At 33.6% G+C, this 25,670-nt stretch carries 28 protein-coding genes; 26 read left to right on the top strand and 2 right to left on the bottom strand.

The annotated features are described in order from the left end of the window. Window position 1 precedes the first annotated feature (1 nt). The 3 genes from corA to DUZ96_RS06635 all read left to right on the top strand — a co-directional run bounded on the left by corA (window position 2) and on the right by DUZ96_RS06635 (window position 5,656). Window positions 2-1,069 (top strand): magnesium/cobalt transporter CorA, encoded by a 1,068-nt coding sequence (gene corA / locus DUZ96_RS06625; protein WP_114301158.1) that lies wholly within the window; start codon window positions 2-4, stop codon window positions 1,067-1,069. Between the two features lie 118 nt (window positions 1,070-1,187). Next, window positions 1,188-3,707 carry a PIG-L family deacetylase gene (locus DUZ96_RS06630; protein WP_114301159.1) on the top strand — a complete coding sequence of 840 codons (2,520 nt, stop codon included), beginning with the start codon at window positions 1,188-1,190 and terminating at the stop codon, window positions 3,705-3,707. Between the two features lie 122 nt (window positions 3,708-3,829). Then, window positions 3,830-5,656: a sodium:solute symporter gene (locus DUZ96_RS06635; RefSeq protein ID WP_114301160.1), complete on the top strand. Its 1,827-nt coding sequence runs from the start codon at window positions 3,830-3,832 to the stop codon at window positions 5,654-5,656. Window positions 5,657-5,704: 48 nt separating this feature from the next. Here DUZ96_RS06635 and DUZ96_RS06640 read toward each other — a convergent pair whose 3' ends face one another. Then, complete coding sequence (locus tag DUZ96_RS06640) at window positions 5,705-6,550, bottom strand: DUF2911 domain-containing protein (RefSeq protein WP_114301161.1); 846 nt, start codon at window positions 6,548-6,550, stop codon at window positions 5,705-5,707. 178 nt (window positions 6,551-6,728) lie between these two features. On the opposite strand from DUZ96_RS06640, the gene DUZ96_RS06645 reads away from it, so the two are divergent. The 23 genes from DUZ96_RS06645 (at window position 6,729) to DUZ96_RS06755 (ending at window position 24,127) form a co-directional block, all read left to right on the top strand. Continuing rightward, a complete protein-coding gene (locus DUZ96_RS06645; protein WP_114301162.1) occupies window positions 6,729-7,055 on the top strand; it encodes a helix-turn-helix transcriptional regulator in 327 nt (108 codons plus the stop codon). A gap of 13 nt (window positions 7,056-7,068) precedes the next feature. Then, window positions 7,069-7,548, top strand: coding sequence for a DUF6428 family protein (locus DUZ96_RS06650; protein WP_114301163.1), 480 nt, complete (start codon window positions 7,069-7,071; stop codon window positions 7,546-7,548). An 18-nt stretch (window positions 7,549-7,566) separates the two neighbouring features. Beyond that, on the top strand, window positions 7,567-8,181 hold the full coding sequence (locus DUZ96_RS06655) for a low molecular weight phosphatase family protein (RefSeq protein WP_114301164.1): 615 nt from the start codon (window positions 7,567-7,569) through the stop codon (window positions 8,179-8,181). A 5-nt stretch (window positions 8,182-8,186) separates the two neighbouring features. Then, window positions 8,187-9,236: an ACR3 family arsenite efflux transporter gene (arsB, locus tag DUZ96_RS06660; RefSeq protein ID WP_114301165.1), complete on the top strand. Its 1,050-nt coding sequence runs from the start codon at window positions 8,187-8,189 to the stop codon at window positions 9,234-9,236. Between the two features lie 82 nt (window positions 9,237-9,318). After that, window positions 9,319-9,975 carry a TetR family transcriptional regulator C-terminal domain-containing protein gene (locus DUZ96_RS06665; RefSeq protein ID WP_114301166.1) on the top strand — a complete coding sequence of 219 codons (657 nt, stop codon included), beginning with the start codon at window positions 9,319-9,321 and terminating at the stop codon, window positions 9,973-9,975. Next, a complete protein-coding gene (locus tag DUZ96_RS06670) occupies window positions 9,976-11,286 on the top strand; it encodes an AarF/ABC1/UbiB kinase family protein (protein WP_114301167.1) in 1,311 nt (436 codons plus the stop codon). It begins immediately after the preceding gene. Window position 11,287: 1 nt separating this feature from the next. After that, window positions 11,288-11,926: a flavin reductase family protein gene (locus DUZ96_RS06675; protein WP_114301168.1), complete on the top strand. Its 639-nt coding sequence runs from the start codon at window positions 11,288-11,290 to the stop codon at window positions 11,924-11,926. Beyond that, window positions 11,926-13,347, top strand: a complete 1,422-nt coding sequence (locus DUZ96_RS06680; RefSeq protein ID WP_114301169.1) for an SDR family oxidoreductase — start codon at window positions 11,926-11,928, stop codon at window positions 13,345-13,347. The genes DUZ96_RS06675 and DUZ96_RS06680 overlap by 1 nt, the downstream gene beginning before the upstream one ends. Next, entirely contained in the window at window positions 13,344-13,490 is a 147-nt protein-coding gene (locus tag DUZ96_RS06685; protein ID WP_114301170.1) for a DUF2256 domain-containing protein, read from the top strand. The genes DUZ96_RS06680 and DUZ96_RS06685 overlap by 4 nt, the downstream gene beginning before the upstream one ends. Beyond that, window positions 13,463-14,770, top strand: coding sequence for a DASH family cryptochrome (locus DUZ96_RS06690; RefSeq protein WP_114301171.1), 1,308 nt, complete (start codon window positions 13,463-13,465; stop codon window positions 14,768-14,770). The genes DUZ96_RS06685 and DUZ96_RS06690 overlap by 28 nt, the downstream gene beginning before the upstream one ends. Before the next feature lie 57 nt (window positions 14,771-14,827). Continuing rightward, entirely contained in the window at window positions 14,828-15,739 is a 912-nt protein-coding gene (locus DUZ96_RS06695) for a hypothetical protein (RefSeq protein WP_114301172.1), read from the top strand. Continuing rightward, window positions 15,736-17,208: a cryptochrome/photolyase family protein gene (locus DUZ96_RS06700; RefSeq protein ID WP_114301173.1), complete on the top strand. Its 1,473-nt coding sequence runs from the start codon at window positions 15,736-15,738 to the stop codon at window positions 17,206-17,208. The genes DUZ96_RS06695 and DUZ96_RS06700 overlap by 4 nt, the downstream gene beginning before the upstream one ends. Beyond that, window positions 17,209-18,699, top strand: a complete 1,491-nt coding sequence (locus DUZ96_RS06705) for a cryptochrome/deoxyribodipyrimidine photo-lyase family protein (protein ID WP_114301174.1) — start codon at window positions 17,209-17,211, stop codon at window positions 18,697-18,699. It abuts the gene before it with no gap. Between the two features lie 82 nt (window positions 18,700-18,781). After that, entirely contained in the window at window positions 18,782-19,231 is a 450-nt protein-coding gene (locus DUZ96_RS06710; protein ID WP_309484647.1) for a hypothetical protein, read from the top strand. Next, window positions 19,228-19,500, top strand: coding sequence for a TIGR03643 family protein (locus DUZ96_RS06715; RefSeq protein WP_114301176.1), 273 nt, complete (start codon window positions 19,228-19,230; stop codon window positions 19,498-19,500). Before DUZ96_RS06710 ends, DUZ96_RS06715 begins: the two co-directional genes overlap by 4 nt. Window positions 19,501-19,555: 55 nt before the next feature. Continuing rightward, window positions 19,556-20,248 (top strand): GTP cyclohydrolase I FolE, encoded by a 693-nt coding sequence (folE, locus tag DUZ96_RS06720; RefSeq protein ID WP_114301340.1) that lies wholly within the window; start codon window positions 19,556-19,558, stop codon window positions 20,246-20,248. 2 nt (window positions 20,249-20,250) lie between these two features. Beyond that, window positions 20,251-20,478, top strand: coding sequence for a hypothetical protein (locus DUZ96_RS06725; RefSeq protein ID WP_114301177.1), 228 nt, complete (start codon window positions 20,251-20,253; stop codon window positions 20,476-20,478). 3 nt (window positions 20,479-20,481) lie between these two features. Beyond that, on the top strand, window positions 20,482-21,168 hold the full coding sequence (locus DUZ96_RS06730) for an SDR family NAD(P)-dependent oxidoreductase (RefSeq protein ID WP_114301178.1): 687 nt from the start codon (window positions 20,482-20,484) through the stop codon (window positions 21,166-21,168). Window positions 21,169-21,172: 4 nt separating this feature from the next. Next, complete coding sequence (locus tag DUZ96_RS06735) at window positions 21,173-21,712, top strand: glutathione peroxidase (RefSeq protein WP_114301179.1); 540 nt, start codon at window positions 21,173-21,175, stop codon at window positions 21,710-21,712. Between the two features lie 6 nt (window positions 21,713-21,718). After that, window positions 21,719-21,889 (top strand): Lacal_2735 family protein, encoded by a 171-nt coding sequence (locus DUZ96_RS06740; protein ID WP_114301180.1) that lies wholly within the window; start codon window positions 21,719-21,721, stop codon window positions 21,887-21,889. Window positions 21,890-21,891: 2 nt separating this feature from the next. Then, the gene (locus tag DUZ96_RS06745) at window positions 21,892-22,356 is read left to right on the top strand and encodes a TspO/MBR family protein (protein WP_114301181.1); all 465 of its coding nucleotides are present in this window, start codon (window positions 21,892-21,894) and stop codon (window positions 22,354-22,356) included. Window positions 22,357-22,358: 2 nt separating this feature from the next. Then, window positions 22,359-22,820, top strand: a complete 462-nt coding sequence (locus tag DUZ96_RS06750) for an SRPBCC family protein (RefSeq protein WP_114301182.1) — start codon at window positions 22,359-22,361, stop codon at window positions 22,818-22,820. Window positions 22,821-22,822: 2 nt separating this feature from the next. Continuing rightward, window positions 22,823-24,127, top strand: a complete 1,305-nt coding sequence (locus DUZ96_RS06755) for a deoxyribodipyrimidine photo-lyase (protein WP_114301183.1) — start codon at window positions 22,823-22,825, stop codon at window positions 24,125-24,127. Between the two features lie 223 nt (window positions 24,128-24,350). Here DUZ96_RS06755 and murA read toward each other — a convergent pair whose 3' ends face one another. Continuing rightward, window positions 24,351-25,667, bottom strand: coding sequence for a UDP-N-acetylglucosamine 1-carboxyvinyltransferase (gene murA / locus DUZ96_RS06760; RefSeq protein ID WP_114301184.1), 1,317 nt, complete (start codon window positions 25,665-25,667; stop codon window positions 24,351-24,353). Window positions 25,668-25,670: the final 3 nt, after the last annotated feature.

Consider the following 25,670-nt stretch of genomic DNA (forward strand, 5'->3'; position numbering starts at 1 on the left):
CATGACTAAAAAACGCACCCAAAAGTATCAAAAACAAATTGGGCAAATTCCTGGAACCTTAGTCTATACAGGCGAAAAATCCGATAAGAAATTCAATGTTCAATGTTTTGATTACACAAAGGATAATATTGAAGAATCTATACTGCTTTATATTGAAGAGGCAATTAATTATAAAGAAACAGAATCTGTAACCTGGATAAATATAGAAGGCTTAAAATATACTGATGAAATTGAAAATATTGGTAGGCAATATGGGTTGCATCCCTTGGTATTAGAAGATATCGTTAATACCACCCAACGCCCTAAAATTGATGAATATGAAAATTACATATTCATAGTACTAAAAATGCTCTATTATAATAAAGACGAAAATATTGTTATTGAACAAGTAAGTTTTGTTTTAGGTGAAAACTACGTATTGACTTTTCAAGAATCAGAAGGTGATGTCTTCGGTTCTATTAGAGATAGATTAAGATTAAATCGAGGTCGTATCAGAGGAATGAAATCTGATTATTTACTTTATGCTCTTATCGATGCAGTTGTAGACAACTATTTCACGATTATTGAAACCTTAGGCAATAAAATAGAAGATTTAGAAACTGATTTATTTACCGGAACTGTACGAGAAGATATTAATATTGAAGTACAACAATTAAAGCGAGAAATCCTTAAAGTAAGACGAGCTATTTTTCCACTTCGTGAAATAATAAATCGAATTGAAAAAGGTGATTACCCGTTTATTTTCAAACGCACAATTACCTATTTTAGAGATATTTACGATCATTTAGTTCAAGTAACAGAAAATCTAGACATATATCGAGAAATGATCTGGAGTTTAATGGATATGTACATGACTACCATTAGTAATAAGATGAATGAAGTCATGAAATTACTTACCATTATTGCTACCATTTTTATTCCTCTAACTTTTATTGCAGGAATTTATGGAATGAATTTCGAAAACATTCCTGAATTGCATTATAAATACAGCTATTATATTCTTTGGGGAATAATGATTATGATATTTCTAGGTATGATTTATTATTTTAAGAAAAAGAAATGGCTGTAGTAAATTCAAAATCCTTTACCTAATTCATCAAATAAACCATACCGTTAAATAAATCTAAAATCACAATCTTCACCTATTATCTTTTTTACCTTTGGTGGTGTAACTAACTTCTTTATTCATGAGACAATTTGTACTTTGTCTATTGGTTCTATTAAGCACAATAGTATCTATTCAAGCACAGCAACCTAAAAAACTTAATGCATCAGAGATTTATGAGGCCGTCCAGAAGCTTAATGTCTTGGCATCGGTTTTGTACATCGCTGCGCATCCAGATGATGAAAATACCCGACTAATTTCGTACATGGCAAACCATGTAAAAGCCAGAACTGCTTACCTTTCATTAACTCGAGGTGATGGCGGGCAAAATTTAATTGGCCCAGAAATTAGAGAATTACTTGGTGTTATAAGAACACAAGAGCTTTTAGCAGCTAGAAGCGTTGATGGTGGTGAACAACGTTTTACTAGAGCAAATGATTTTGGCTATTCAAAGCATCCAGATGAGACATTAAAAATATGGGATAAGGATAAGGTTTTGTCTGATGTGATATGGGCTATTAGAACGTTTAAACCAGATGTCATCATAAATCGATTCGATCACAGAACACCAGGAAGAACCCATGGCCATCACACGAGTTCTGCCATGCTAAGTATAGAGGCTTTTGATCTTGCAAACGATAAAACAAAATACTCTTCCCATCTTAATTTAACTGATACATGGCAACCTAAGAGGTTATTTTTTAATACGTCTTGGTGGTTTTATGGTAGTCAAGAGAACTTCGAAAAGGCAGACAAGAGTAACATGATAAATTTTGATGTTGGAGTATATTATCCTACCAAGGGTCTGTCTAATAATGAAGTCGCAGCTATTGCTAGTAGCCAACATTTATGCCAAGGTTTTGGGCGTCTATCTCAACGCGGTACGCAACAAGAATATATTGAATTTCTGAAGGGCAAACCTTTAGATGGTAGTAATGATTTATTCTCAGGGATAGATACATCTTGGAACCGTATTGAAGGAGGAGAAGCAATTGGTACTATTTTAAAGGATATCGAAAATAGTTTCGATTTTATGAACCCTTCTACTCACCTTCCAAAACTTATTGAAGGATATAAATTAATACAAAATCTGCCGAACGACCATTGGAAATCTGTTAAAACAAAAGAAATTCTTCAAATCATTGAGGCGTGCACAGGATTATATATTGAAGTATCTGCAAACTCGCCACAAGCTGCGCCAAATTCATTGATTGGTTTACGCATGGAAGTTCTTAACCGTAGTAATGTTAATATAGAATTGGCATCATACAATATTTCCACAATGACTGAAGGCGTGTCAAAATCACTCTCAATGCTTCCTAATCAAAAACTTAATTTTCTTGAAGATGTCATTATACCTGAGGATTTAAATTATACCACTCCATACTGGCTAAATAAAAAAAATGACATTGGAATCTACCATGTAGAAAAGCAAGAATTAATTGGTCTACCTGAAACACCAAGGGGTATTTCTGTAGATTTTAACTTAATTATGGCCAAAACACCAATAACAATAACCAAACCAGTAATTTATAGATACTCAAGACCTGATAAAGGCGAATTATACCGGCCTTTTGAAATTATTCCTCAAGTCTCTGGAAGCATAAGTGATAAGGTTTTTATTTTTGAAAATGACCAACAAAAAGAAATTGAAATAACTGTAAAAGCTGGTAAAGAAAATATTGAGGGTTATGTACAAATGGCACATCCTAATGATTGGAACGTCTACCCACAAAAACAAAAAATTCAGATTGAAAATAAAGGCGACATTCAAAAAGTTGTGTTTACTGTAATACCGCCAAAGAACCAAAGCGAGGGATTGATCACTCCTATAATAAACATTGACGGTGAATACTACACAGACGAATTAATAGAGATAGATTATGACCATATTCCGTTTCAAACTGTTTTAATGCCAAGCGTAAGTAAGGTTGTAAGACTTGATATTGATAAAAGAGGAAATAATATTGGTTACATAGAAGGTGCAGGTGATGTGGTGCCAGAAAGCCTAAGACAGATTGGTTACAATGTAACAATTATTAAACCTGACCAAATAGCACCTAAAAATTTATCAAATTTTGATGCTATCGTTGTTGGTATACGCGCCTACAACATCTTAGACGAACTCAAATTCAAACAAAGATTTTTATTAGATTATGTGAAGGAAGGTGGCAACTTAGTGGTTCAATATAATACGAGTAGACAATTAAAAACCGAACAACTCGCACCGTATGAGTTGAAGCTGTCACGAGATAGGGTTACAGATGAAAATGCAAATGTGAAAATTTTAAAACCTGAACATCCAATTCTTAACTTTCCAAATAAAATTACCGCGGATGACTTCGATGGATGGGTACAAGAACGTGGTTTATACTTTCCTAATCAGTGGTCTGATGAATTTACACCACTCCTTGCAATGAATGATAGTGGAGAAAACTCTAAAAAGGGAAGTCTTATAGTAGCAAAATATGGGAAAGGAAATTATATCTATACTGGATTGAGTTTCTTTAGGGAGTTTCCCGCAGGAGTTCCTGGTGCATATAGACTATTCGCCAATTTATTATCTGCTGGAAAAGAAGATAAAACACAGCTCAAAAACTAGTAAAAATGGACAACCAACCAGAATCAAAACAAAAATGGGATAAGATGTACACCATTATTTTGGTGGCTAATGCCATTTATATCATTCTTTTTTATTTCATAACCGTTTCATTCTCATAACATATGCATCAAACGCTAGATTGGATAGATTGGACAGTATTACTCCTTACTTTATTGACCATAGTTGGCTATGGTACATGGAAAACAAGAGGAAGTAAAAATGTACAAGATTACGTTAAAGGAGGAAATACTACTAAATGGTGGACTATTGGTCTATCAGTAATGGCAACACAGGCAAGTGCCATAACATTTTTATCAACTACGGGCCAGGCATTTTCTGATGGTATGGGATTCGTTCAATTCTATTTCGGGCTTCCGATTGCAATGGTGATTATTTGCATGGTATTTATCCCACTTTATCATAAGCTAAAAGTTTATACTGCCTATGAATTTTTAGAAAATAGATTCGATTTAAAAACTAGAAGCCTAACAGCTATACTATTTTTAATCCAACGTGGCCTAGCTGCAGGTATTACAATTTTTGCACCTGCAATTATTTTATCCGTGGTCTTAGATTGGAATATTGTAACTCTAAATATCGCAATTGGATTACTTGTAATTATTTATACTGTATCTGGTGGAACCAAGGCCGTTACGGTAACACAAAAGCAACAAATGTTCGTAATTTTTGCAGGTATGCTTGGGGCACTTTATGTTGTTATTGACCTAATACCAGATGAAGTTTCATTTACAGAGGCTATTGATATTGCAGGTGCAACAGGCAAGATGGAAGTATTGGATTTTTCATTTGATCTAGAAAATCGATATACCGTTTGGACCGGGTTAATCGGTGGTACTTTTTTAATGTTGTCTTATTTCGGTACGGATCAAAGCCAGGTACAACGTTATCTTTCAGGGAAATCCATGAAAGAAATGCAAATGGGCCTCTTGTTTAATGGGCTACTAAAAGTCCCTATGCAGTTTTTTATACTTTTAGTGGGAGTTATGGTTTTTGTGTTCTACCAGTTTAATCCTGCACCATTAAACTTTATTGACGCTTCTACCCAAACGGTTTTGAATTCTAAATATGGAAATGAATATAGAATACTTCAGAAAAAACAATCTGAACTTTTTGACTCAAGAAAAAGTATCTCTTTAGAATTTGCCACTACTGAAAGTTCAAACAATGGAGCTAAAGAGAAACTTGCAGAACTAGATGCTATTGAAAAAATATATAGATCTGAATCCAAATTCCTAATTAAAAAAGCAATAGACCCTGAATATACAAAAGAATATGAAGAATTAGAAAAAGAGGTTATTACATTACAATCTGACACCTCTAATATTGTATTCAAAGAAAAATCATTAGCGCTTAAAAACCTTTACAGTGATGCTGCAAAGGACACCCAGACCAATGACAGAGACTATATGTTCATACGTTTTATCCTAAATCACCTACCAGTTGGACTCGTTGGTTTATTAATTGCAGTTATACTATCTGCAGCAATGTCTTCGACTGCATCAGAAATTAATGCATTAGCAACGATTACCTCAATTGATTTATATGGCAGAAACCTAAAAGAAGATAAGGGTGAAGAACACATGGTAAAAATGACCAAATGGTTCACATTGGGTTGGGGAATAGTCGCGATAATAATTGCATGTTTTGCAAATCTTGCAGAGAACCTAATTCAATTAGTGAATATCATAGGTTCCATTTTCTATGGTAATGTTCTTGGTATATTCTTACTTGCATTTTTCTTTAAAAACATTAGAGGAAATGCTGTCTTTGTTGGCGCCTTGATTACTCAATTAGTTATAATAGCACTTTATTTTATGGATAATGAAGGCATAATTAATTTACCATATTTATGGTTAAATGTAATAGGTTGCATTGTGGTTATTATTATTGCGAATTTACTTCAAATATTTACTAAAAATAAAGCATAAAAAACGCGACTCAAATGAGTCGCGTTGTATGATATTATTTATCAATTTTTACAGAGCACCCCATTCTTTAAGGGACTCCTTGTTCATTTTTACATAATCTGCATTACCTGCTGCTTCTGCACCAGCTAATGATTTCTTTGCTGTTTCAATGGCTTTTTTCTTATCGCCTAGTTTAGCGTATAACAAAGACTGTTGTCTTAATTGCCAAAAACCAGGGTTTTCAATCATAGACATAGCCTTATCCATCCATATTTGAGCTTTATCTAAATCTTTTCCTTCAGTGAGATTGTATACCGCTGCAGAATAATAATCTCCTGCACCAGGACCAGCCATTGTTTTTTCAATTGACGCTGAAACCTTATCATCTGTCGGCACCTTAACTTTAACACCAACATATGTGTTTTCCCAAATGAAACCTATTTGAGCAGAGTTACTTTTAAGGTCATCTATAGAAATAGTCCAAGTTTCAACAGCCATAGGCATTTCATAAGTATTTACTGTGGTCTTGGCTGCCACTTTAGAGTCGTCCCATTCCCTAGGTGTACCCCAATTTTGAATATCAGAATAAAATATTACATCCCAAGAACTTTCGCCTGGTATAACAAATATTGCATAAGAACCTGCTTTTAATGTAGTTCCGTCTACGACTACATCATCACTGAATGTAACCATTGTGTTTTTATTAGCTCCAGTGCGCCACATCTTGCCATAAGGTACTAAATCACCAAATATTTTACGACCTTTCATACTGGGTCTAGAATACTCAAGTGTTACGTCAGTTAAACCAACTTTTTGTTCAATTTTTGTGAATGGACTTGGTTGGGGTGTTTCAATTTGCGCATCTACTGAAAACAATAGCGTTACAGCAAATACAAATAGTACTAATTTTTTCATTTAATTTGGATTTAATATTTGAATTATAAGACTATATAAAATTACGACTTAACCACAGTGCTAAATGTTAATAATAACTTAAAAAGCCAATTTGAAGAATAACTACAATTTTCCTAAATAAATCATTAGCATATCAATTATTAATCGTAATATTGCAATAAACGAATTAAAAGGATATATGGGAGTCACAAAATCAGAAATATTTACTGATGCTCAAAACAAAATTGCTACCCTTGCAAAGGCATTTGCCCATCCGGCTAGAGTTGCCATACTTCATCAATTATTTAAATCAGAAACCTGTATTTGTGGTGATTTGGTGCACGAAATTGGGTTGGCACAAGCTACGATCTCACAGCATTTAAAAGAACTTAAAAATCTTGGGTTAATAAAAGGTAACATTGAAGGTACAAGTGTTTGCTACTGCATAAATGAAAAAAAATGGCAGGAAATGAAACAACTCCTAACCACTTTTTTTAACCAAGAAATCAAATTAAATTGTTGTTAAAACATATAGAATCATGACCTTATTAGAAATTAAACAAAAACTAAGATTCTTAGAAACTATAGGATTTGAGTTTCCAAATGGAGAATTAGTACCAAAACATTTTCATGTAACAGAAGTAGGTAAAATAAATAAACTCTTTATAGATTGTGGTGGAACCATAAGAAATGAGGAGGTAATTAATTTTCAATTATGGGATGCCAATGATTACGATCATAGACTTCATCCTGAAAAACTATTGAATATCATTGAACTTTCTGAATCAAAACTTAATTTAAATGAAGACCTTCCGGTAGAAGTTGAATACCAAGGGGACACAATTGGTAAGTATAATTTAGATTTTGACGGTAAACATTTCTTGCTAAGCTCAAAACGCACCGATTGTTTGGCTAAAGACAATTGCGGTATTCCTGAAAAGGCATTAAAACCTAGGGTTAAACTTTCAGAATTACAGAACACAACAGCATGTTGTTCGCCAGATTCAGGCTGTTGCTAATATTATTAAAATCAATCCATGTTATATAAAACCATCGAAGACACCTTAAACAGTTTAGATGTCTCAACTATTTCTGCCAAACGTAAAGAAATACTGCAACCTCTTACAGAGTATATTCAGAATAAAATCAATAACAATTCAGTTGTAAACCTAAATTTTATTTGTACGCATAATTCAAGACGGAGTCATTTGTCTCAGATATGGGCCCAAACCATAGCACGATACTTTGATATTACTAATGTTTTTTGTTATTCAGGTGGAACTGAAGCTACTGCGTTATTCTCTTCTGCCGCCAAGGCACTCGAATCTTCTGGATTTAAAATTGACACATTATCTAAAGAATCAAATCCTGTCTATGCCATAAAATTTTCTGAGTTTGCACATCCTGTTATTGGATTTTCAAAAACTTACGATCACAGCTTTAACCCTTCTTCTCAATTTGCAGCGATTATGACTTGCTCAAGTGCAGACAAAGGCTGTCCTTTTATTTCAGGTGCTGAAAAACGAATTCCAGTAACTTTCGAAGATCCTAAAGCATTTGACAATACACCTCAACAAGCCGAAAAATATAAAGAGCGTAGTATTCAAATTGCAACGGAATTAAAGTATGTTTTCTCTAAACTAAAAAAATAGATACCATGCCCAACATTAAAAAAAAGCTAAGCTTTTTAGATAGCTATTTAACACTATGGATTTTTATGGCTATGGCAATTGGTGTTGCCATTGGTTATTTTATTCCATCATTCTCCAAATTAATTGACTCATACAGTACTGGCACAACCAATATACCTATTGCAATTGGTCTAATATTAATGATGTATCCACCACTTGCAAAGGTTAATTACGCGTTATTACCAAAGGTATTTAAAGATGTCAGAATCTTATCAATTTCCTTATTGTTGAATTGGATCATAGGTCCCATTTTAATGTTTTTTCTTGCCATAATATTTTTAAGGGACTACCCAGAATATATGGTAGGCCTAATATTAATAGGACTTGCAAGATGTATCGCCATGGTATTAGTTTGGAATGACTTAGCAGAAGGCAGCAATGAATATGGTGCTGGTCTAGTTGCACTAAATAGCATATTTCAGGTTTTTGCCTATAGCTTTTACGCTTATATTTTTATAACTATTCTTCCACCTTATTTTGGGTTTGATGGTGCAATTGTAGATATATCAATTGCCACAATTGCAGAGAGTGTTGCCCTTTATTTAGGCATACCATTTGTACTTGGAATCTTGTCTCGTTTAATATTAGTAAAACTCAAAGGTGAAGACTGGTATACCAACAAATTTATACCAACCATCTCACCGCTAACACTTATAGCATTACTATTCACCATAATTGTTATGTTTTCTTTAAAAGGAGAACTTATTGTAGAAATACCAATGGATGTCTTGGTTATAGCCATTCCACTACTGATTTATTTCGCCTTGATGTTTATTGTTGGATTTTTCGTCAGTAAATCGATGGGTGCCAGCTACGATAAAAATGTTGCCATTTCATTCACAGCCTCGGGAAATAATTTTGAGCTTGCTATTGCTGTAGCCATTGCTGTATTTGGTTTAAATTCAGGACAAGCCTTTGCAGGTGTCATTGGACCTTTAGTAGAAGTACCAGCTCTTATTTTACTCGTAAGAGTTGCATTTTGGTTACGTAATAAATACTACCAAGCCAGTACTTGATTTACTCATGATGTTAAACTTTGTTTAACGTTTATTAATTATCGTTAAACATTCTGTAACTTTACATTGTAAATGAAAAACAATGGCAAAGAAAAAATCAGTTACAGAATCCGATATCATCATATCATACATGGACCATGTGCTAACCTATGGCGAGCAACCCAAGTCGATCTATGCGTTTGCTAAAACTAACAATTTTGAAGAGCAAAAGTTTTATGAATATTTTAATTCATTCGAGACTTTAGAGCAATGTGTGTTTAAAGTGTTTTTTGATAACGCACATGAGGTTTTAGAAAAAAGCGAAGACTACCTAACATTTGATTCCAGAAATAAATTATTAAGTTTTTATTATACCTTTTTTGAAATTCTAACGGCTAATAGAAGCTACGTTGTTAATGTTTTAGACGATTGTAAAAACCAATTAAAAACTGTTAAAGTATTGGCAAGGCTAAAGCAAAGATTTACAAGCTATATTGAGCATCTAAACATTAACATATTTGAAATAAACCACGAGAAGTTGGATAAAATCCAAAATAAAAGCATCAAAGAAACGGCTTGGTTACAATTGTTAGTTACAATGAAATTCTGGCTAGACGATACGTCTTCTGAATTTGAAAAAACTGATCTATTCATTGAGAAATCTGTGAAAGCAAGTTTTGATTTTATAGACACAACCTCTTTCAAAAGTCTTATAGATTTAGGTAAGTTTTTGTATAAAGAAAAAATGCACGCCAATTAAATGAAGACCATAGATAGCATACCGATTACAAAAATTTCAAGAGCCTCAAAACTCGTTTCAACTGGCGCAAAGGTTGGTGTTAATTATCTCAAGTATTATGGAGATAAAATCGTTAATCCTAAAGAAGACGCCAAAGAACGTCTTAATCAGAATAATGCGGATGATATATATGACAGCCTTAAAAAATTAAAAGGAAGCGCACTTAAAGTGGCTCAAATGCTAAGTATGGAAAAGAGCATATTACCTCAAGCTTATGTTGAGAGGTTTTCTTTATCACAATTTTCTGTACCTCCACTTTCGCCACCATTGGTTATAAAAACCTTTAAAAAATATTTCGGAAAACATCCCGAAGAACTATATGATACTTTCAACGCAACTTCAGTCAATGCTGCAAGCATTGGGCAAGTCCATATTGCAGATAAGAATGGGAGAAAATTTGCTGTGAAAATCCAATATCCTGGAGTTGCGGAGAGTATCACCTCTGATTTGGCGCTGGTTAAACCTATAGCCATAAAAATGTTTAATATAAAAGGAAAGGATTCTGATAAATATTTCAAAGAGGTTAAAAATAAACTTATTGAAGAAACCAATTATCTTCTTGAGTTAAATCAGAGTAATGAAGTGGTGGAAGCTTGCAAGCATATCCCAAATCTAAAATTTCCACAATATTATGAGAGTTTATCATCAGAAAGAATCATTACAATGGATTATATGGAAGGTAAACACCTTTCAGAATTTGCAACTGATAATAATGACCAAGAATTGTCTAATAAATTAGGTCAAGCACTTTGGGATTTCTACATGTATCAAATTCATATTTTGAAGAAGGTCCATGCGGATCCACATCCGGGGAATTTCTTAATATCAGAAGAAGGTCATTTAATTGCGCTAGATTTTGGATGTATGAAAGCTATACCAGATGAGTTTTATAAACCCTATTTTGAATTAGCTCAAAAGAAATGTATTGACAACCCTAAAGCTTTTACTGAGAAAATGTACGAGCTCGAGATTTTAAGACATGACGATTCAAAACAAGAAATAGACTTCTTTACTTCCATGTTTCATGAACTATTAAGCCTATTCACCCAACCTTTTCATAATGAAACTTTTGATTTTTCAGATCCTGAGTTTTTCAATAAAGTTGGTGAAATTGGACAGAAATATTCAAAAAGTACTGAACTACGCAATATGAATGGTAACAGAGGTTCAACTCACTTTATATACATCAACAGAACATTTTTCGGTTTATATAACTTAATGTTTGATCTCAAAGCTGAGAATATTAAAATCAACAATTTCATAAACCTATAAGATGGCTAAATTCAGTTTAGATGATATCAACCAAATGCACCATTTATATAGGATTAACTTAATAAATAGTTGTTCTGGGTACAAATCTGCAAACCTCATTGGCACAAAGGATAGTGCCGGTACGAGTAATGTTGCTGTATTCAGTTCCATAACACATTTAGGCTCCAATCCTGGCTTATTAGGTTTTTTTTTAAGACCTACCACTGTTATTCGTAATACCTATGATAATATCAAAACGACAGGTAAATATACGCTAAACCATATCCATGAAGGCATTTTAGAAGATGCTCATCATACATCTGCAAAGTATGATTCGTCTATATCAGAATTTGATGTAACGTCCTTAATTGAAGAATTTAAGGACGATTTTATTGCACCATTTGTAAAAGGATGCCCTATTCAATTGGCTATGAGCTATGTTGAAGAGTATCCCATAAAAGCGAATAACACAATTTTACTTATTGGGCAAATTGAAAAACTTTATGTTCCTGATAACTTGCTAGAAAATGATGGTTTTATTAATTTATCAAAGGGTAAAGTAGCGACCATTAACGGACTAGATGGTTATGCAGTGCCAAAATTAAAAAAACGATTAGAATACCAACGACCAAAGCCAGAATTTGCAATAATCAATGACTAATGCGAATATTAATTACAGGTACAACAGGCTATATAGCCAAAAGACTAGCTTTACAGTTACTAGAAGATAAGCACGAACTTATTTGCTGTGTCCGTGATACTAATCGTATTCCAGATGAAATAGCTGAGCATCCTCTGTGCTCTTTTATAAAAATAGATTTTCTAAGTCCAGAACCCAACAAAGTTCCAATAAATATTGAGGTTGCCTATTACCTAATTCATTCCATGGCCACTGACGCGGATGATTTTGAATCCTTAGAACGTCGGTGTGCACAAAATTTTAAAAATCTTGTTGAGGCCACCCAATGTAAGCAAGTTATTTATCTGAGCGGTATTGTTAATGATCATTCGTTATCAAAACATCTAAAATCTAGATTACAGGTAGAAGAAACCCTTAAATCAGAGAAATATGCGCTAACAACATTCAGAGCAGGTATTATTGTTGGTAGCGGAAGTGCTTCTTTTGAAATTATACGAGACATCGTTGAAAAACTCCCGGTGATGATTACACCAAAATGGCTAAATACCAAAACACAGCCTTTAGGCATTAGAGATGTCCTAACCTATTTATCAGGTGCGCTAGAAAAAGAAGCGCTTTACAATAGCTCTTATGATATTTTCGGACCTGAAATACTGACCTATAAGGAAATGTTATTACAGTTTGCTGAAGTAAGAGGACTAAAACGATATATTTATACTTTACCAGTTTTGACACCAAAACTCTCTTCTTACTGGCTTTATTTTGTAACTTCAACATCGTTTCAATTAGCTCAAGCATTAGTAGATAGTATGAAGGTTGAAGTCATTGGTAAACCAAGTGATATCAATAATCATATTAGGATCCAACCCATGACCTATAAAAAGGCTGTAGAGTTGGCGTTTCAGCGGATTCAACAAAATTCTGTGATCTCTAGTTGGAAAGATGCCGTAAGTAGTGGAGTTTTTAAAGACCAACTATCTAAACATATAGAGCTACCACAATATGGCTGTTTTAAGGATATTCGCTCCAAGACGATTATCGATGAAGAATTTACACTGAATCAGATTTGGGGAATTGGTGGTCGAAATGGCTGGTATAGTTTCAACGGTTTATGGAAGATCAGGGGTTACGTCGATAAATTATTTGGCGGTGTAGGATTACGGCGAGGTAGAACACATGACACGTATCTAGAAGCTGGTGACCCACTTGATTTCTGGCGTGTACTTTTTGCTGATAAAAAAGATAAAAGACTTCTTTTATTTGCTGAAATGAAACTGCCAGGTGAGGCCTGGTTAGAATTTAAAATTGTAAAAGATAGGTTATATCAACGTGCTGTTTTTAGACCAAAAGGTGTTTGGGGAAGATTGTATTGGTACATGATTTCACCCTTACATGCTTTTGTATTTGAAGGAATGATTAACGCCTTAGTTAAACCAAAATGAAAGGTGTTAAAAAACAACATCTACCAGAAAAAATATGTCCTGTTTGCGAGCGACAATTTACTTGGCGCAAAAAATGGGAAAAATACTGGGAAAACGTAAAATATTGCAGTGAAAAATGCAGAAGACAGAAAAATATAGCATAGTTTGGTTTAGAAATGACCTTAGAATAGCAGATAATGCTGTGTTGACTAAAGCCAGTGAACAAGCGGACAAGGTTATTGGACTTTATTGTTTTGATCCAAGGCATTTTGATAAGAACAGATTTGGTTTTAAAAAGATCGAAAAATACCGTACTGGGTTTTTAATTGAATCAATTCATAATCTTAAAGCCCAACTCGATGCACTAAATATAGACTTACTCGTCTACCATGACTTGCCAGAAAACGTGATTCCAAAAATTTGTGAGGCAAATCAAATAACTGATATCTACCTTCAAAAGGAATGGACCCAAGAGGAAGTTGATACAGAAAATACTGTGAAAGCTCAAACTACAGATGTCAACTGGCATCACATTTATAACCAGTTTTTATATCACCCTGAGGATATCAATTTTGATGTTTCTAAAACACCTCAAGTTTTTACAGTTTTTAGAAAGAAACTAGAAAAATATATAGATATACGAGAGGAATCGTCAACAACAAAACTAAGCCAATTTAATAGGATTGAAAATAATACCAGCATACCAAAATTATCAGATTTAAGTTTTGTAGACTTTAAATCCCATCCTAATTCTGCCTTTCCTTTTAAAGGTGGCGAAACAGAAGCTATAAATCGACTTAACGATTACTTCTTTAAAACTAAGAAACTAGGATTTTATAAGAAAACCAGAAATGGTTTAGCTGGTGTTGATTATAGTTCTAAGTTTTCACCTTGGCTGGCCAATGGTTGTATTTCTGCACGAACCATCTATTGGAAGATTAAACAGTTTGAAAAAGAACATTTTAAAAACCAATCGACCTACTGGCTCATTTTTGAGTTGATTTGGCGTGACTATTTTAAATATGTGTCGCTAAAATATGGTAACCAAATCTTTAAATTAGAAGGCATACTTCAAAAAGATTATGAATGGTCTAAAAATCAAAACCAATTACAAAAATGGATAAATGGTGAAACACAATCTGACTTTGTAAATGCCAATATGATTGAATTAAAGGAAACGGGTTGGATGAGTAATAGGGGACGACAAAATGTAGCCTCTTATTTCGCTAAAGAACTAGAATTAGATTGGCGTATAGGTGCTTCTTATTTTGAGTCTTTGCTCTTAGATTATGACGTACATAGCAATTATGGTAATTGGATGTATGTCGCAGGTGTGGGTAATGATCCGAGGGACAGAAAGTTTAATGTACAACTGCAAGCAGAGCGCTATGATGCTAGCGGAAAATTTAGACGAATTTGGTTACAACCTAGTTTGTTTATATAAAAAAACCAAATCATCCAAATGACTAAATGATGTGTAAATAATTAAAAAGAACTAAAAATGGTTTTACTAAATAAAATATATCCAGTTTTTCTATCAGAGAATACCAAAAAGCGAATTGAGAAAGTTATTCTATATGTAGCTTTGTTGGGCTTCTTTATCCATTTGGCTCTTATCTTTCTGTCAAAATTTAATATTATTAATTTTCATTTAGAATCAGAATTATTTAAAAATCCTATTTCAGCCATCTACACACCATTTTCATTTATTTTAATTTATGAGGTATATCTCTTAATCTATTATTTACCAAAATCCTTTACCACATACATAACCAAACAATATGAGATTATCACGCTAATAATCATACGAAAGTTATTTAAAGATTTATCAGGACTTCAACTGACGTCAAATTGGTTTGAGATAAAAGATGATTTACAGTTTACATATGATATTTTGGCGTCCATTGTTCTATTTTATTTAATATTTCAATTTCAAAAACAAGGAAAACGCAAAAACAACCAACCCAAGATTGATGTGCCAAAAATTGAAAGATTTATAAATCGAAAAAAAATATTAGCAGTTTTTTTGGTTCCAACATTTTTCATAATGGCATTAATTACATTCTCAAGTTGGTTAGATAGTATTTCATTTACGACAGAAGGTTTAACAAGTTTTGAAACAATTAATAACCTATTTTTTGACGAGTTCTTTACCGTTTTAATTTTAGTGGATGTTGTTTTATTACTGATCTCTTTCTTTTATACAGACAAGTTCCACAAAATAATAAGAAACTCAGGTTTTATAGTTTCCACTATTTTAATTCGGTTATCCTTTGGAGTGAGTGGTTTGGTAAGTACGGTTTTAATAATATCTGCTGTATTGTTTGGATTGGCAATTATTCTAATTCATAACAAGTTTGAAACCAACAATTCATCTAGTAATAAACCTACAATAAAATTCAAGAGACTATGACAGCAGATGCAGTACTCCTATTCCCACATCAGCTATTTAAGGATACACCAATTCTAAACTTAAATTGTGATGTTTATTTGGTTGAAGAGTTTTTGTTTTTTTCGCATTACAAATTCCACAAGCAAAAAATTGCATTTCACAGGGCATCAATGAAAGCTTATGCAGACTTTTTAAAAGACAAGGGGCTTTCAGTAAATTATATTGAGGCTACGTCAGAGACATCTGATGTCAGAGAATTGATTCCTGAATTAATTCATAAAGGTCTCGAAACGCTTCATATAATTGACCCATCCGATAACTGGTTAGAGAAACATATAAAATCTGTTTCTGAATCAATAGCTGTAGAATGGTACGAGAGTCCTTTATTTATAAACACCAAGGAAGAATTGAGTTCTTTCTTTAAACCTTCAAAAAAAAAATTTTTTCAAACCTCGTTTTACAAGCAACAACGTAAAGATCGAGACATACTCATGGTTAATGACCAACCAGAAGGCGGAAAACTAACCTATGACTCTGAAAATCGCAAGAAATATCCCAAGGATAAAACACCACCAAGTATTCAGTTTCCTGATATATCAAAATATCACAATGAAGCAATTTCTTATGTAGAGAAAAACTTTGATTCCCACTATGGTGAATTGAATGATTTTATTAATTATCCTATGGATTTTAAATCAGCTGAACAATGGTTACAACAATTTTTTGAGTATCGATTTCACGAGTTTGGCGCTTATGAAGATGCCATTGTTAAAGAAGAACATTTTTTAAATCACAGCTTGCTTTCGCCATTAATCAATGTAGGTCTATTGCATCCATTAGATGTCATAGATAAAGCGATTGATTATGCCAGGTCCAATGATGTGCCTATAAATTCAACAGAAGGCTTTGTGCGCCAGATTTTAGGTTGGCGTGAATTTATTCGTGGCGTTTACCAAGTAAAGGGTACTGAAGAACGTACTAAAAACTTTTGGAATTTCAATAGAAAAATTCCTAAGTCCTTTTATGATGGTACAACTGGCATACAACCTATTGACGATGTTATAAAGAAAGTAAACAAAACCGCTTATGCACATCACATAGAACGCCTTATGATACTCGGCAATTTTATGGTATTGTGCGAGTTCCATCCAGATGAAGTGTACGAATGGTTTATGGAGTTATTTATTGATGCTTACGATTGGGTTATGGTACCAAACGTTTACGGTATGAGCTTGTATGCAGATGGTGGACTCATGTCTACCAAACCCTACATAAGCAGTAGCAACTACATTATGAAAATGAGCAACTATTCTAAAGGTGCTTGGCAAGCAACTTGGGATGGGCTCTTTTGGACTTTTATGGATAAACATCGTGAATTCTTTTTAAGCAATCCTAGGTTAGGGATGTTAATCAGAACATTCGATAAAATGAAACAAGAAACTAGGGAAAAGCACTTTAAAAATGCTGAATCTTTCTTATCACAATTGTAAATGGCAAGCAAAAAACGGATAAATGTAGTTTGGTTAAAGCGTGATTTGAGACTTCAAGATAACGAAGCCATTTCCAATGCCTTAAAAAGTGGCAAACCTACTCTTCTACTCTATGTCTTTGAGCATATTCTATTAAATGATGGGCATTACAGTGAACGACACTTTAACTTTATAAAGGAATCAATTAGAGATATCAATGAACAACTTAAGCTATATAATACCAAGGTTTTAGTAGTTATAAATGATATACAGAGCACTTTCAATATCATACAAGAATTCTATAAAATTGATACTATATATTCTCATGTTGAAACCGGGTTACTCATAACCTATAACAGAGATAAAGAAATTACACGTTACTGCAGAAATAACCTTATAGAGTGGATTGAATCTAAAAATAATGGTGTTGAACGAGGTTTGGTAAATCGCGATAATTGGTTTGAAAACTGGGAAAGCTACATGTATCAACCACAAGAGGTATTTCAACCAAAGGAGAGTCAATTGTTATTTATTGATAAGATTCTAGAATTAGAAAGTGTATTAAAAGAGACTGATTTAAGTACACCTAAAGACACACCATTTCAAAAAGGCGGAAGTACAATAGCCTGGAAATATGCTAATTCTTTCTTTGAGGACAGGCATGAAGATTACATGTTCAATATTTCTAAACCTGAAGCATCAAGAAGTAGTTGTAGTAGATTATCACCTTACATTGCATGGGGAAATGTTTCTATTCGCCAAATATTTCAAAAAGGTCAAGAACTAAAAAATAAGACTTCAGATAAACGCCATATTGGTGCCTTTTTATCACGATTACGCTGGCAAGCACATTTTATTCAGAAGTTTGAAATGGAACACACCATGGAAAATGCCAGTGTAAACAAAGGCTATCATAAACTTAAGAAAAGTATATCAGAAGACTACCAAAAGGCTTGGCGTGAAGGGCAAACTGGTTTTCCACTAGTAGATGCAAGTATGCGCTGTCTAGTAGAAACGGGTTATATTAATTTTAGGATGCGTGCTATGCTGGTGTCATTCTTTACGCATATATTATGGCAACCTTGGCAAGATGCTACGGAACATTTATCACAGCAATTTTTAGATTTCGAGCCAGGGATTCACTTTCCGCAACTGCAAATGCAAGCAGGTGAAACTGGTATAAATAATCTCAGAATTTATAATCCAACCGTTAATAGCCTGAAACACGATCCAGATGCTCTTTTCATCAAAAAATGGGTCCCTGAACTTACCCATTTAGATATACCTTTTATACATGAGCCTTATCTTATGACAGAGTTAGAACAAGGCTTATATTATTTTAAATTGGGCAAAGATTATCCAAATCCTATTGTCGATATTAAGGAAAATCGAAAGCGTGCCAGTGAAATTCTCTGGAATATGAAAGAAGATCCGGAAGTAGTGAAAGAAAGTTTTCGCATTTTAAAACGACATACTCTACAAGACAGAAATCGAATGCTTCGTAATGAGTAATTTCAAAAAAAAGCAGTCATATTCCTACAATCATAATTCTCTGTTAATTTTTGTTTAACTATTTATTATAAAAGTTAAACATTTGTATATTTACATAGATATGATTCTTAATACGACACATTATAACTTTGACCATAAACAGATTATCGCTGATTTAGTAGGAGGTTCCTTTAGTTTGGTACAGAAATTGAAAATGAAAGGTATAGGCTCAAAACGCATGATTATTGATGAAGTTAGCCCTAATATGCAGACTATGATGAATAGGGTTTCTGATATTAATTATGCAAATATAGAGCTCAGACCAAAAGGTATTTTAGTAATGATTAACCAAGGTTTAAAAAACTTTACATGGATTATACCATACTATCAGTTAGTTATTTATAAGGTAAATGGTTCTAGTTTGCATGCTCAGGGTCGTTTTATCCATTTTAGAAATAGCAAAACTTTCAAGGAGAACAAAAAATTCTTTGATAAGCTATTAGATGAGAAAGTAAAGTATGATATGCAATATGCGATACCTGAATTTATATGAATTTAGAACTAAAGGATATTGATCGCATAATTGAAATGGCTTGGGAAGACAGAACACCTTTTGAAGCAATTACATTTCAGTTTGGTTTAAAAGAGCAAGAAGTCATTGAGCTGATGCGCAAAGAAATGAAACCTAGCAGTTTCAGAATGTGGAGAGAACGAGTTCAAGGAAGAGCAACCAAACACAGTAAAAAAAGAACGTTTGACAAAGGCAGATTTAAATGTTCGCGTCAAAGAACAATAACAAATAACTCTATTTCAAAACGTTAACACGTGCTTTGATTTAAGCTTGGAGTACTTAAAGACAGCACATAAAAAAGATGCTATGAACACAGAAGCAATTTCCAAAACAAATGGTCACAAACTTAATGGATTTACCCATGAAGATATTGGAGACGACCATTTATTCACAAGTTTAGAGACACCAATGAAAGCTAATGCTTTCGATATGTCTAACCACGAGAAGAAAAATCGAATTTCCATATTATTTTCAGAAATAATGGATGTTTTAGGTTTAGATTTAACGGACGATTCATTAAAAGGCACACCAGACCGTGTAGCAAAAATGTATGTTGAAGAAATATTTTCAGGTTTAGATCCTGAGAATAAGCCAAAAGTAGCTTTGTTTGACAACAAATACCAGTACAATCAAATGCTAGTTGAAAAAAACATTACGTTTTATTCAAACTGTGAGCATCATTTTGTACCAATAATTGGAAAGGCACATATAGCATACAAGTCTTCAGGTAAGGTTATTGGATTGTCCAAATTAAATCGTATAGTACAGTACTATGCTAAACGTCCGCAAGTTCAAGAGCGATTAACTAATCAAATTGCCAACGAACTAAAAACAGTTTTAGAAACAGAAGATGTGGCGGTTATAATTGACGCCAAACATCTTTGTGTTTCATCAAGAGGTGTTAAAGATGATACATCTGCGACAGTAACGACTTATTATGGTGGAGAGTTTAATACACCAGAGAAAATTTCAGAATTACAAAATTACATAAACAATTAGCTATGGATATTTTAGAAAGAGCAACAGAATTTGAAAACAGAAAGTTTTCTTTTAAGACAACAAGTGATAGAATTTTAGCAGCTAGAGAAGCCAAAGAAATCATCCTAGGTGTTAATGAAGTATACAAGCAGAAAAAAGACGCAAAACTTATGGAATTAATGAAGCGTTTAACTGTTATAAAACAAAAAATAGAAAAACGACTAAAAGGTCGTCCCCTAACCGCAGCGTAAGCAATGAGCAGATTAATAGTGATTGGAGGAAGCAAAGGTATAGGCAATGCAATTGTCTCGTCTTTGCTTTCTTCTTATGATGAAATAGTAAACATCAGTAGAACCGAACCGATACAAACGGCAGGTAATTTAACGCATTACAATTGCGATATATTAAATGACGAATTACCAGAAATAGATTCTGCTGACGGCCTAGTGTATTGTCCTGGAAGTATCAACCTTAAACCCATAAACCGTTTAAGTATTGATGATTTTAAAAATGATTTTGACATAAACGTTCTGGGAGCAGTAAAGGCAATTCAAAAGTATTTGCCAGCACTTAAAAACGGAAACAAACCGTCAGTAGTATTATTTAGTACTGTGGCAGCTAAATTAGGAATGCCATTTCATGCTAGTGTAGCGGCTTCAAAATCAGCAGTAGAAGGACTTACCAAATCACTTGGAGCCGAATTAGCACCTACAATACGGGTTAATGCAATAGCGCCAACGGTAACTGATACAGATTTGGCTTCGAAGCTATTGCGTAATGAACGAATGATAGAAAACATGAATGAGCGTCATCCGCTTAAAAAATATTTACAACCACAAGAAGTGGCTGATATGGCTGCATTTTTATTATCTGATAAGGCCGCGTCTTTATCAGGACAAATTTTTGAAATGGATTGCGGAATAGTAAGTTTTAAACTTTAAAAAAATGAACCCATTAAAAGCCTTTGTTAGCACACTAACAGGAACTGAAAGTGATGTTGTTGAAAATGCAACAAAATCGATCTATGATATTGAAATAAACAGTTTAATCGGTAATCCTATAAATCTATCAGAGTTTAAAGGAAAGAAATTATTATTTGTAAATGTTGCTTCTAAATGCGGATTTACCCCACAATATAAAGAACTTCAAGAGTTAAGCGATTACTACAAAAATCAATTGGTAGTTATTGGTGTGCCTTGCAACCAGTTTGGGAGGCAAGAACCCGGCAATTCAGACCAAATTCAGGAGTTTTGCCAAGTCAATTATGGTGTTTCGTTCTTAATTACAGAAAAGATTGACGTAAAAGGTTCTAACCAGCACCGACTCTATGCTTGGCTAACAAAAAAGTATATAAATGGTAGACAAAACTCTTCAGTGAAATGGAATTTCCAGAAATATCTAGTTGACGAAAACGGTGAGTTTCTAGATTACTTTTATTCTATTACCAAACCGTTTAACGATAGAATCCTAAAATATTTAAAATAATCTATTATGTTCGGTTTATTCAAGAAAACGACAAAATTGGAGAAATTGCAAAAGCAGTATGAGAAATTAATGGCAGATTGGCACAAACTATCTACGACTAACCGTACGGAAAGTGATAAAAAATATGCCGAGGCACAGAAAATACTGGACCAGATAGAAGTTTTGAAACCAGAATAGGTTTGAAGCAAATCCATTATATCATATTATTTTTAATTCTCAATTTTGTTGGACTAGCACTCGGCAATTTCTTTATGGGAGATGGCCCCAATGGCATATGGTATAACAGCCTTAATAAAGCATCTTGGACACCACCAGGTTGGGTTTTTCGTGTTGTTTGGACACTAATAATGATATGTTTTTCCATTTACCTGTCATTTTTATTTTCTCTAAGAAAATCCAAATACGTTACAACCATATACGGCATCGCTTTATTACTTAATATAAGTTGGAATTATTTGTTCTTTAACCAGCATTTTACAAGTATTGCGCTATATAATCTCATTGCATTAGCTTTGGTTATCATATACTTATTTATAAGTTTTGGTGATGATGAATTAAGCAAAATGAGATATCTGCTAGTGCCATATATATTATGGCTGTGTATTGCAATATCTCTAAACGGCTATGTTGTTTTGAATAACTAGAAATGAAAATATTTACCCTACATAAAAAACAAAAATTACCTATTTCATTAGATGAAGCATGGGCTTTTTTGTGTAATCCTGCAAATCTCTCAAAGTTGACACCTCAAGAAATGAATATGAAAATTATTTCTGGTGCTGATAGACCAATGTATGCTGGTCAAGTAATACAATATAGTGTAAGACCAATACCAGGATTTAGAACTCAATGGGTGAGCGAAATCACTCAATACAAGGACAAAACGTATTTTATTGATCTCCAATTGTATGGCCCTTATGCCTTTTGGCACCACAAACATTTTGTACATAAAATAGAAGGTGGTGTAGAAATGGAAGATATTATTGACTATAAAGTTCCTTTTGGAATACTTGGCAGGCTTTTGCATCCGGTTTTGGTGAAACCAAAACTTGAAGGTATTTTTAACTACAGAAAAGAACAACTCGAACAACTTTTCGGAACCTATTAACAATGCAAACACCTTTAAGTATATTTTGGTTTAGACGAGATCTTAGATTAGACGATAATATTGGTTTATATAATGCCTTAAAAAGTGGGCAAAATGTTTTACCAATTTTTATTTTCGATTCTGAAATTTTAGAAAAATTACCGAGAGATGATGCTCGTGTCACTTTTATACATGATACACTTCAAAGCATAAGAGAAAAACTTCAGAGTGATTTTGGGAGTAGTATTGCGATCTTTCATGGTAAACCAATTGATATTTATAAAAATCTGATTAAAGAATATAACATAACAGAAGTATTCACCAATCACGATTATGAACCCTACGCAACGGAAAGAGATACTCAATTAAAAACACTTTTAGAATCAGAAAATATTGCCTTCAATACGTTTAAAGACCAAGTCATATTTGAAAAGGACGAGGTCGTTAAAAAAGACGGAAATCCTTATGTAGTCTACACACCTTACATGAGAACCTGGAAGGAAAAATTTAAAACTATCAACTTTAAATTTTGTCCGTCTAAGAAAGAACTAAACAATTGTGTAAAAAACATCAACCTTCCGAATTTAAGTTTAGAAGATATAGGATTTACAAGATCCAATCAACCTATTAAACCTTATGAGGTTACTCCAAGGTTAATCCAAGAATATGAAGCTACTAGAAACTTTCCGGCTAAAGATACAACATCACGTTTAGGACCTCATCTAAGATTCGGTACTGTGAGTATCAGAAAAATGGTTGACAAAGCCATACAAGAAAAGAACGAAATATTTTGGCAAGAGCTTATCTGGCGCGAATTTTTTATGCAAATTCTATGGCATTTTCCTCATACAAAAGATCAGTCTTTTAAACCTAAATACGATAGGATTGAATGGCGAAATGATGAAGATGAATTCAAATTATGGTGCCAAGGTAAAACAGGCTATCCATTGGTTGATGCAGGTATGCGACAATTGAATGAAACTGGATTTATGCACAATCGCGTTCGTATGCTGGTTGGTAGTTTTTTGTGTAAACACCTACTTATTGATTGGCGTTGGGGCGAAGCTTATTTTGCAGAGAAGTTACACGATTATGAAATGGCAAGCAATGTTGGTAATTGGCAGTGGGTAGCTGGTTCTGGTGTAGATGCAGCGCCTTATTTTAGAATATTTAATCCTACGTCACAAATTCAAAAATTCGATAAGAATTTAGAATACATAAAAAAATGGGTGCCAGAATTTCAGGAACTCATATATTCAGAAAAAATGGTAGAGCATAAAATGGCAAGAGAACGCTGCTTAACTACTTATAAAGCCGCATTGAATTAACATAAAAACTGTATTAATCTAAATAAATTAACTTTTTTTTGAATTTTTAGACAATAAATAAAAAATAGATGCGTTATGCTATTCAAGACGTTAACGTCTTGAACTGAAAATAACCATTTCAAAAACAATTTAAAAGCTCTGATGTGCCTCAGAGCTTTTGCTTTATTCAAAAAAAGCTCCAAGTCATCTTGAAGCTTTTAATTTCATGTATTTCTGATTAATATCAATTACCTGGTAGACGTTCTATTTTAGCTCCAATAGCTCTTAAGCGTTGGTCTATATTTTCGTAACCACGATCAATTTGTTCTATATTATGAATTACAGATGTTCCTTTTGCTGAAAGTGCTGCGATAAGCAAAGAAATACCAGCCCTAATATCTGGCGAGGTCATTGTTGTTGCTTTTAGGGTAGATTTAAAATCGTGCCCTATAACTGTAGCTCTATGTGGATCACAAAGAATAATCTTTGAACCCATATCTATCAATTTATCTACGAAGAACAAACGACTCTCAAACATTTTTTGATGTACCAACACCTCTCCTCTGGCCTGTGTTGCTATTACCAAAACGATACTTAATAGATCTGGTGTAAACCCTGGCCAAGGCGCATCTGCAATGGTTAATATAGAGCCATCAATATAATTCTGTATTTGATAACCATCCTTGTGTGCAGGAATATGAATATCATCCCCTTGCTGTTCTACCGTAATACCAAGTTTTCTAAACACATTAGGTATCTGCCCTAAATCATCCCAACTTACATTTTTTATAGTAAGCTCGCTTTTTGTCATTGCTGCTAAACCAATCCAGCTACCAATTTCAATCATGTCTGGTAGCATGGTATGCTCAGTACCTCCCAAATTATCAACACCATCAATAACTAGCATATTAGATCCTATGCCAGAAATCTTAGCACCCATTCGGTTGAGCATTCTACACAGTTGTTGCAAGTAAGGTTCACAAGCTGCGTTGTAGATGGTAGTTTTACCTTCAGCTAATACTGCAGCCATTACTATATTGGCTGTTCCTGTTACAGAAGCTTCATCCAAAAGCATAAAGGTACCTTTTAAACGTTCTGCTTCTACACCATAAAAATGATCTTCGCGATTATATCTAAACTTAGCACCAAGATTAATAAAGCCTTCAAAATGCGTATCAAGACGTCTACGTCCAATTTTATCTCCACCTGGTTTAGGAATATATCCTTTACCAAACCGCGCTAATAATGGTCCAACAATCATAATTGAACCTCTTAGACCTCTACCTTCAACTTTAAACTCGTCTGACTCTAGATATTCTAAATTTATATGCTCTGCCTTGAACTTATAGGTATTGGCATCTAATTTATTAACGGCAACACCCAAATTACCAAGAAGTGTAATTAGCTTATTGACATCAACAATATCCGGAATGTTCTTAATTGTTACTTCTTCTGGTGTTAGGAGCACAGCACAAAGAATCTGCAATGCTTCATTTTTAGCACCTTGTGGCTTAATAGAACCCTTGAGTTGGTGGCCACCTTCTATTTTAAATGTACTCATACG

The sequence above is a fragment of the Winogradskyella sp. KYW1333 genome (genome assembly GCF_003335675.1).
Taxonomy (GTDB): Bacteria; Bacteroidota; Bacteroidia; order Flavobacteriales; family Flavobacteriaceae; genus Winogradskyella.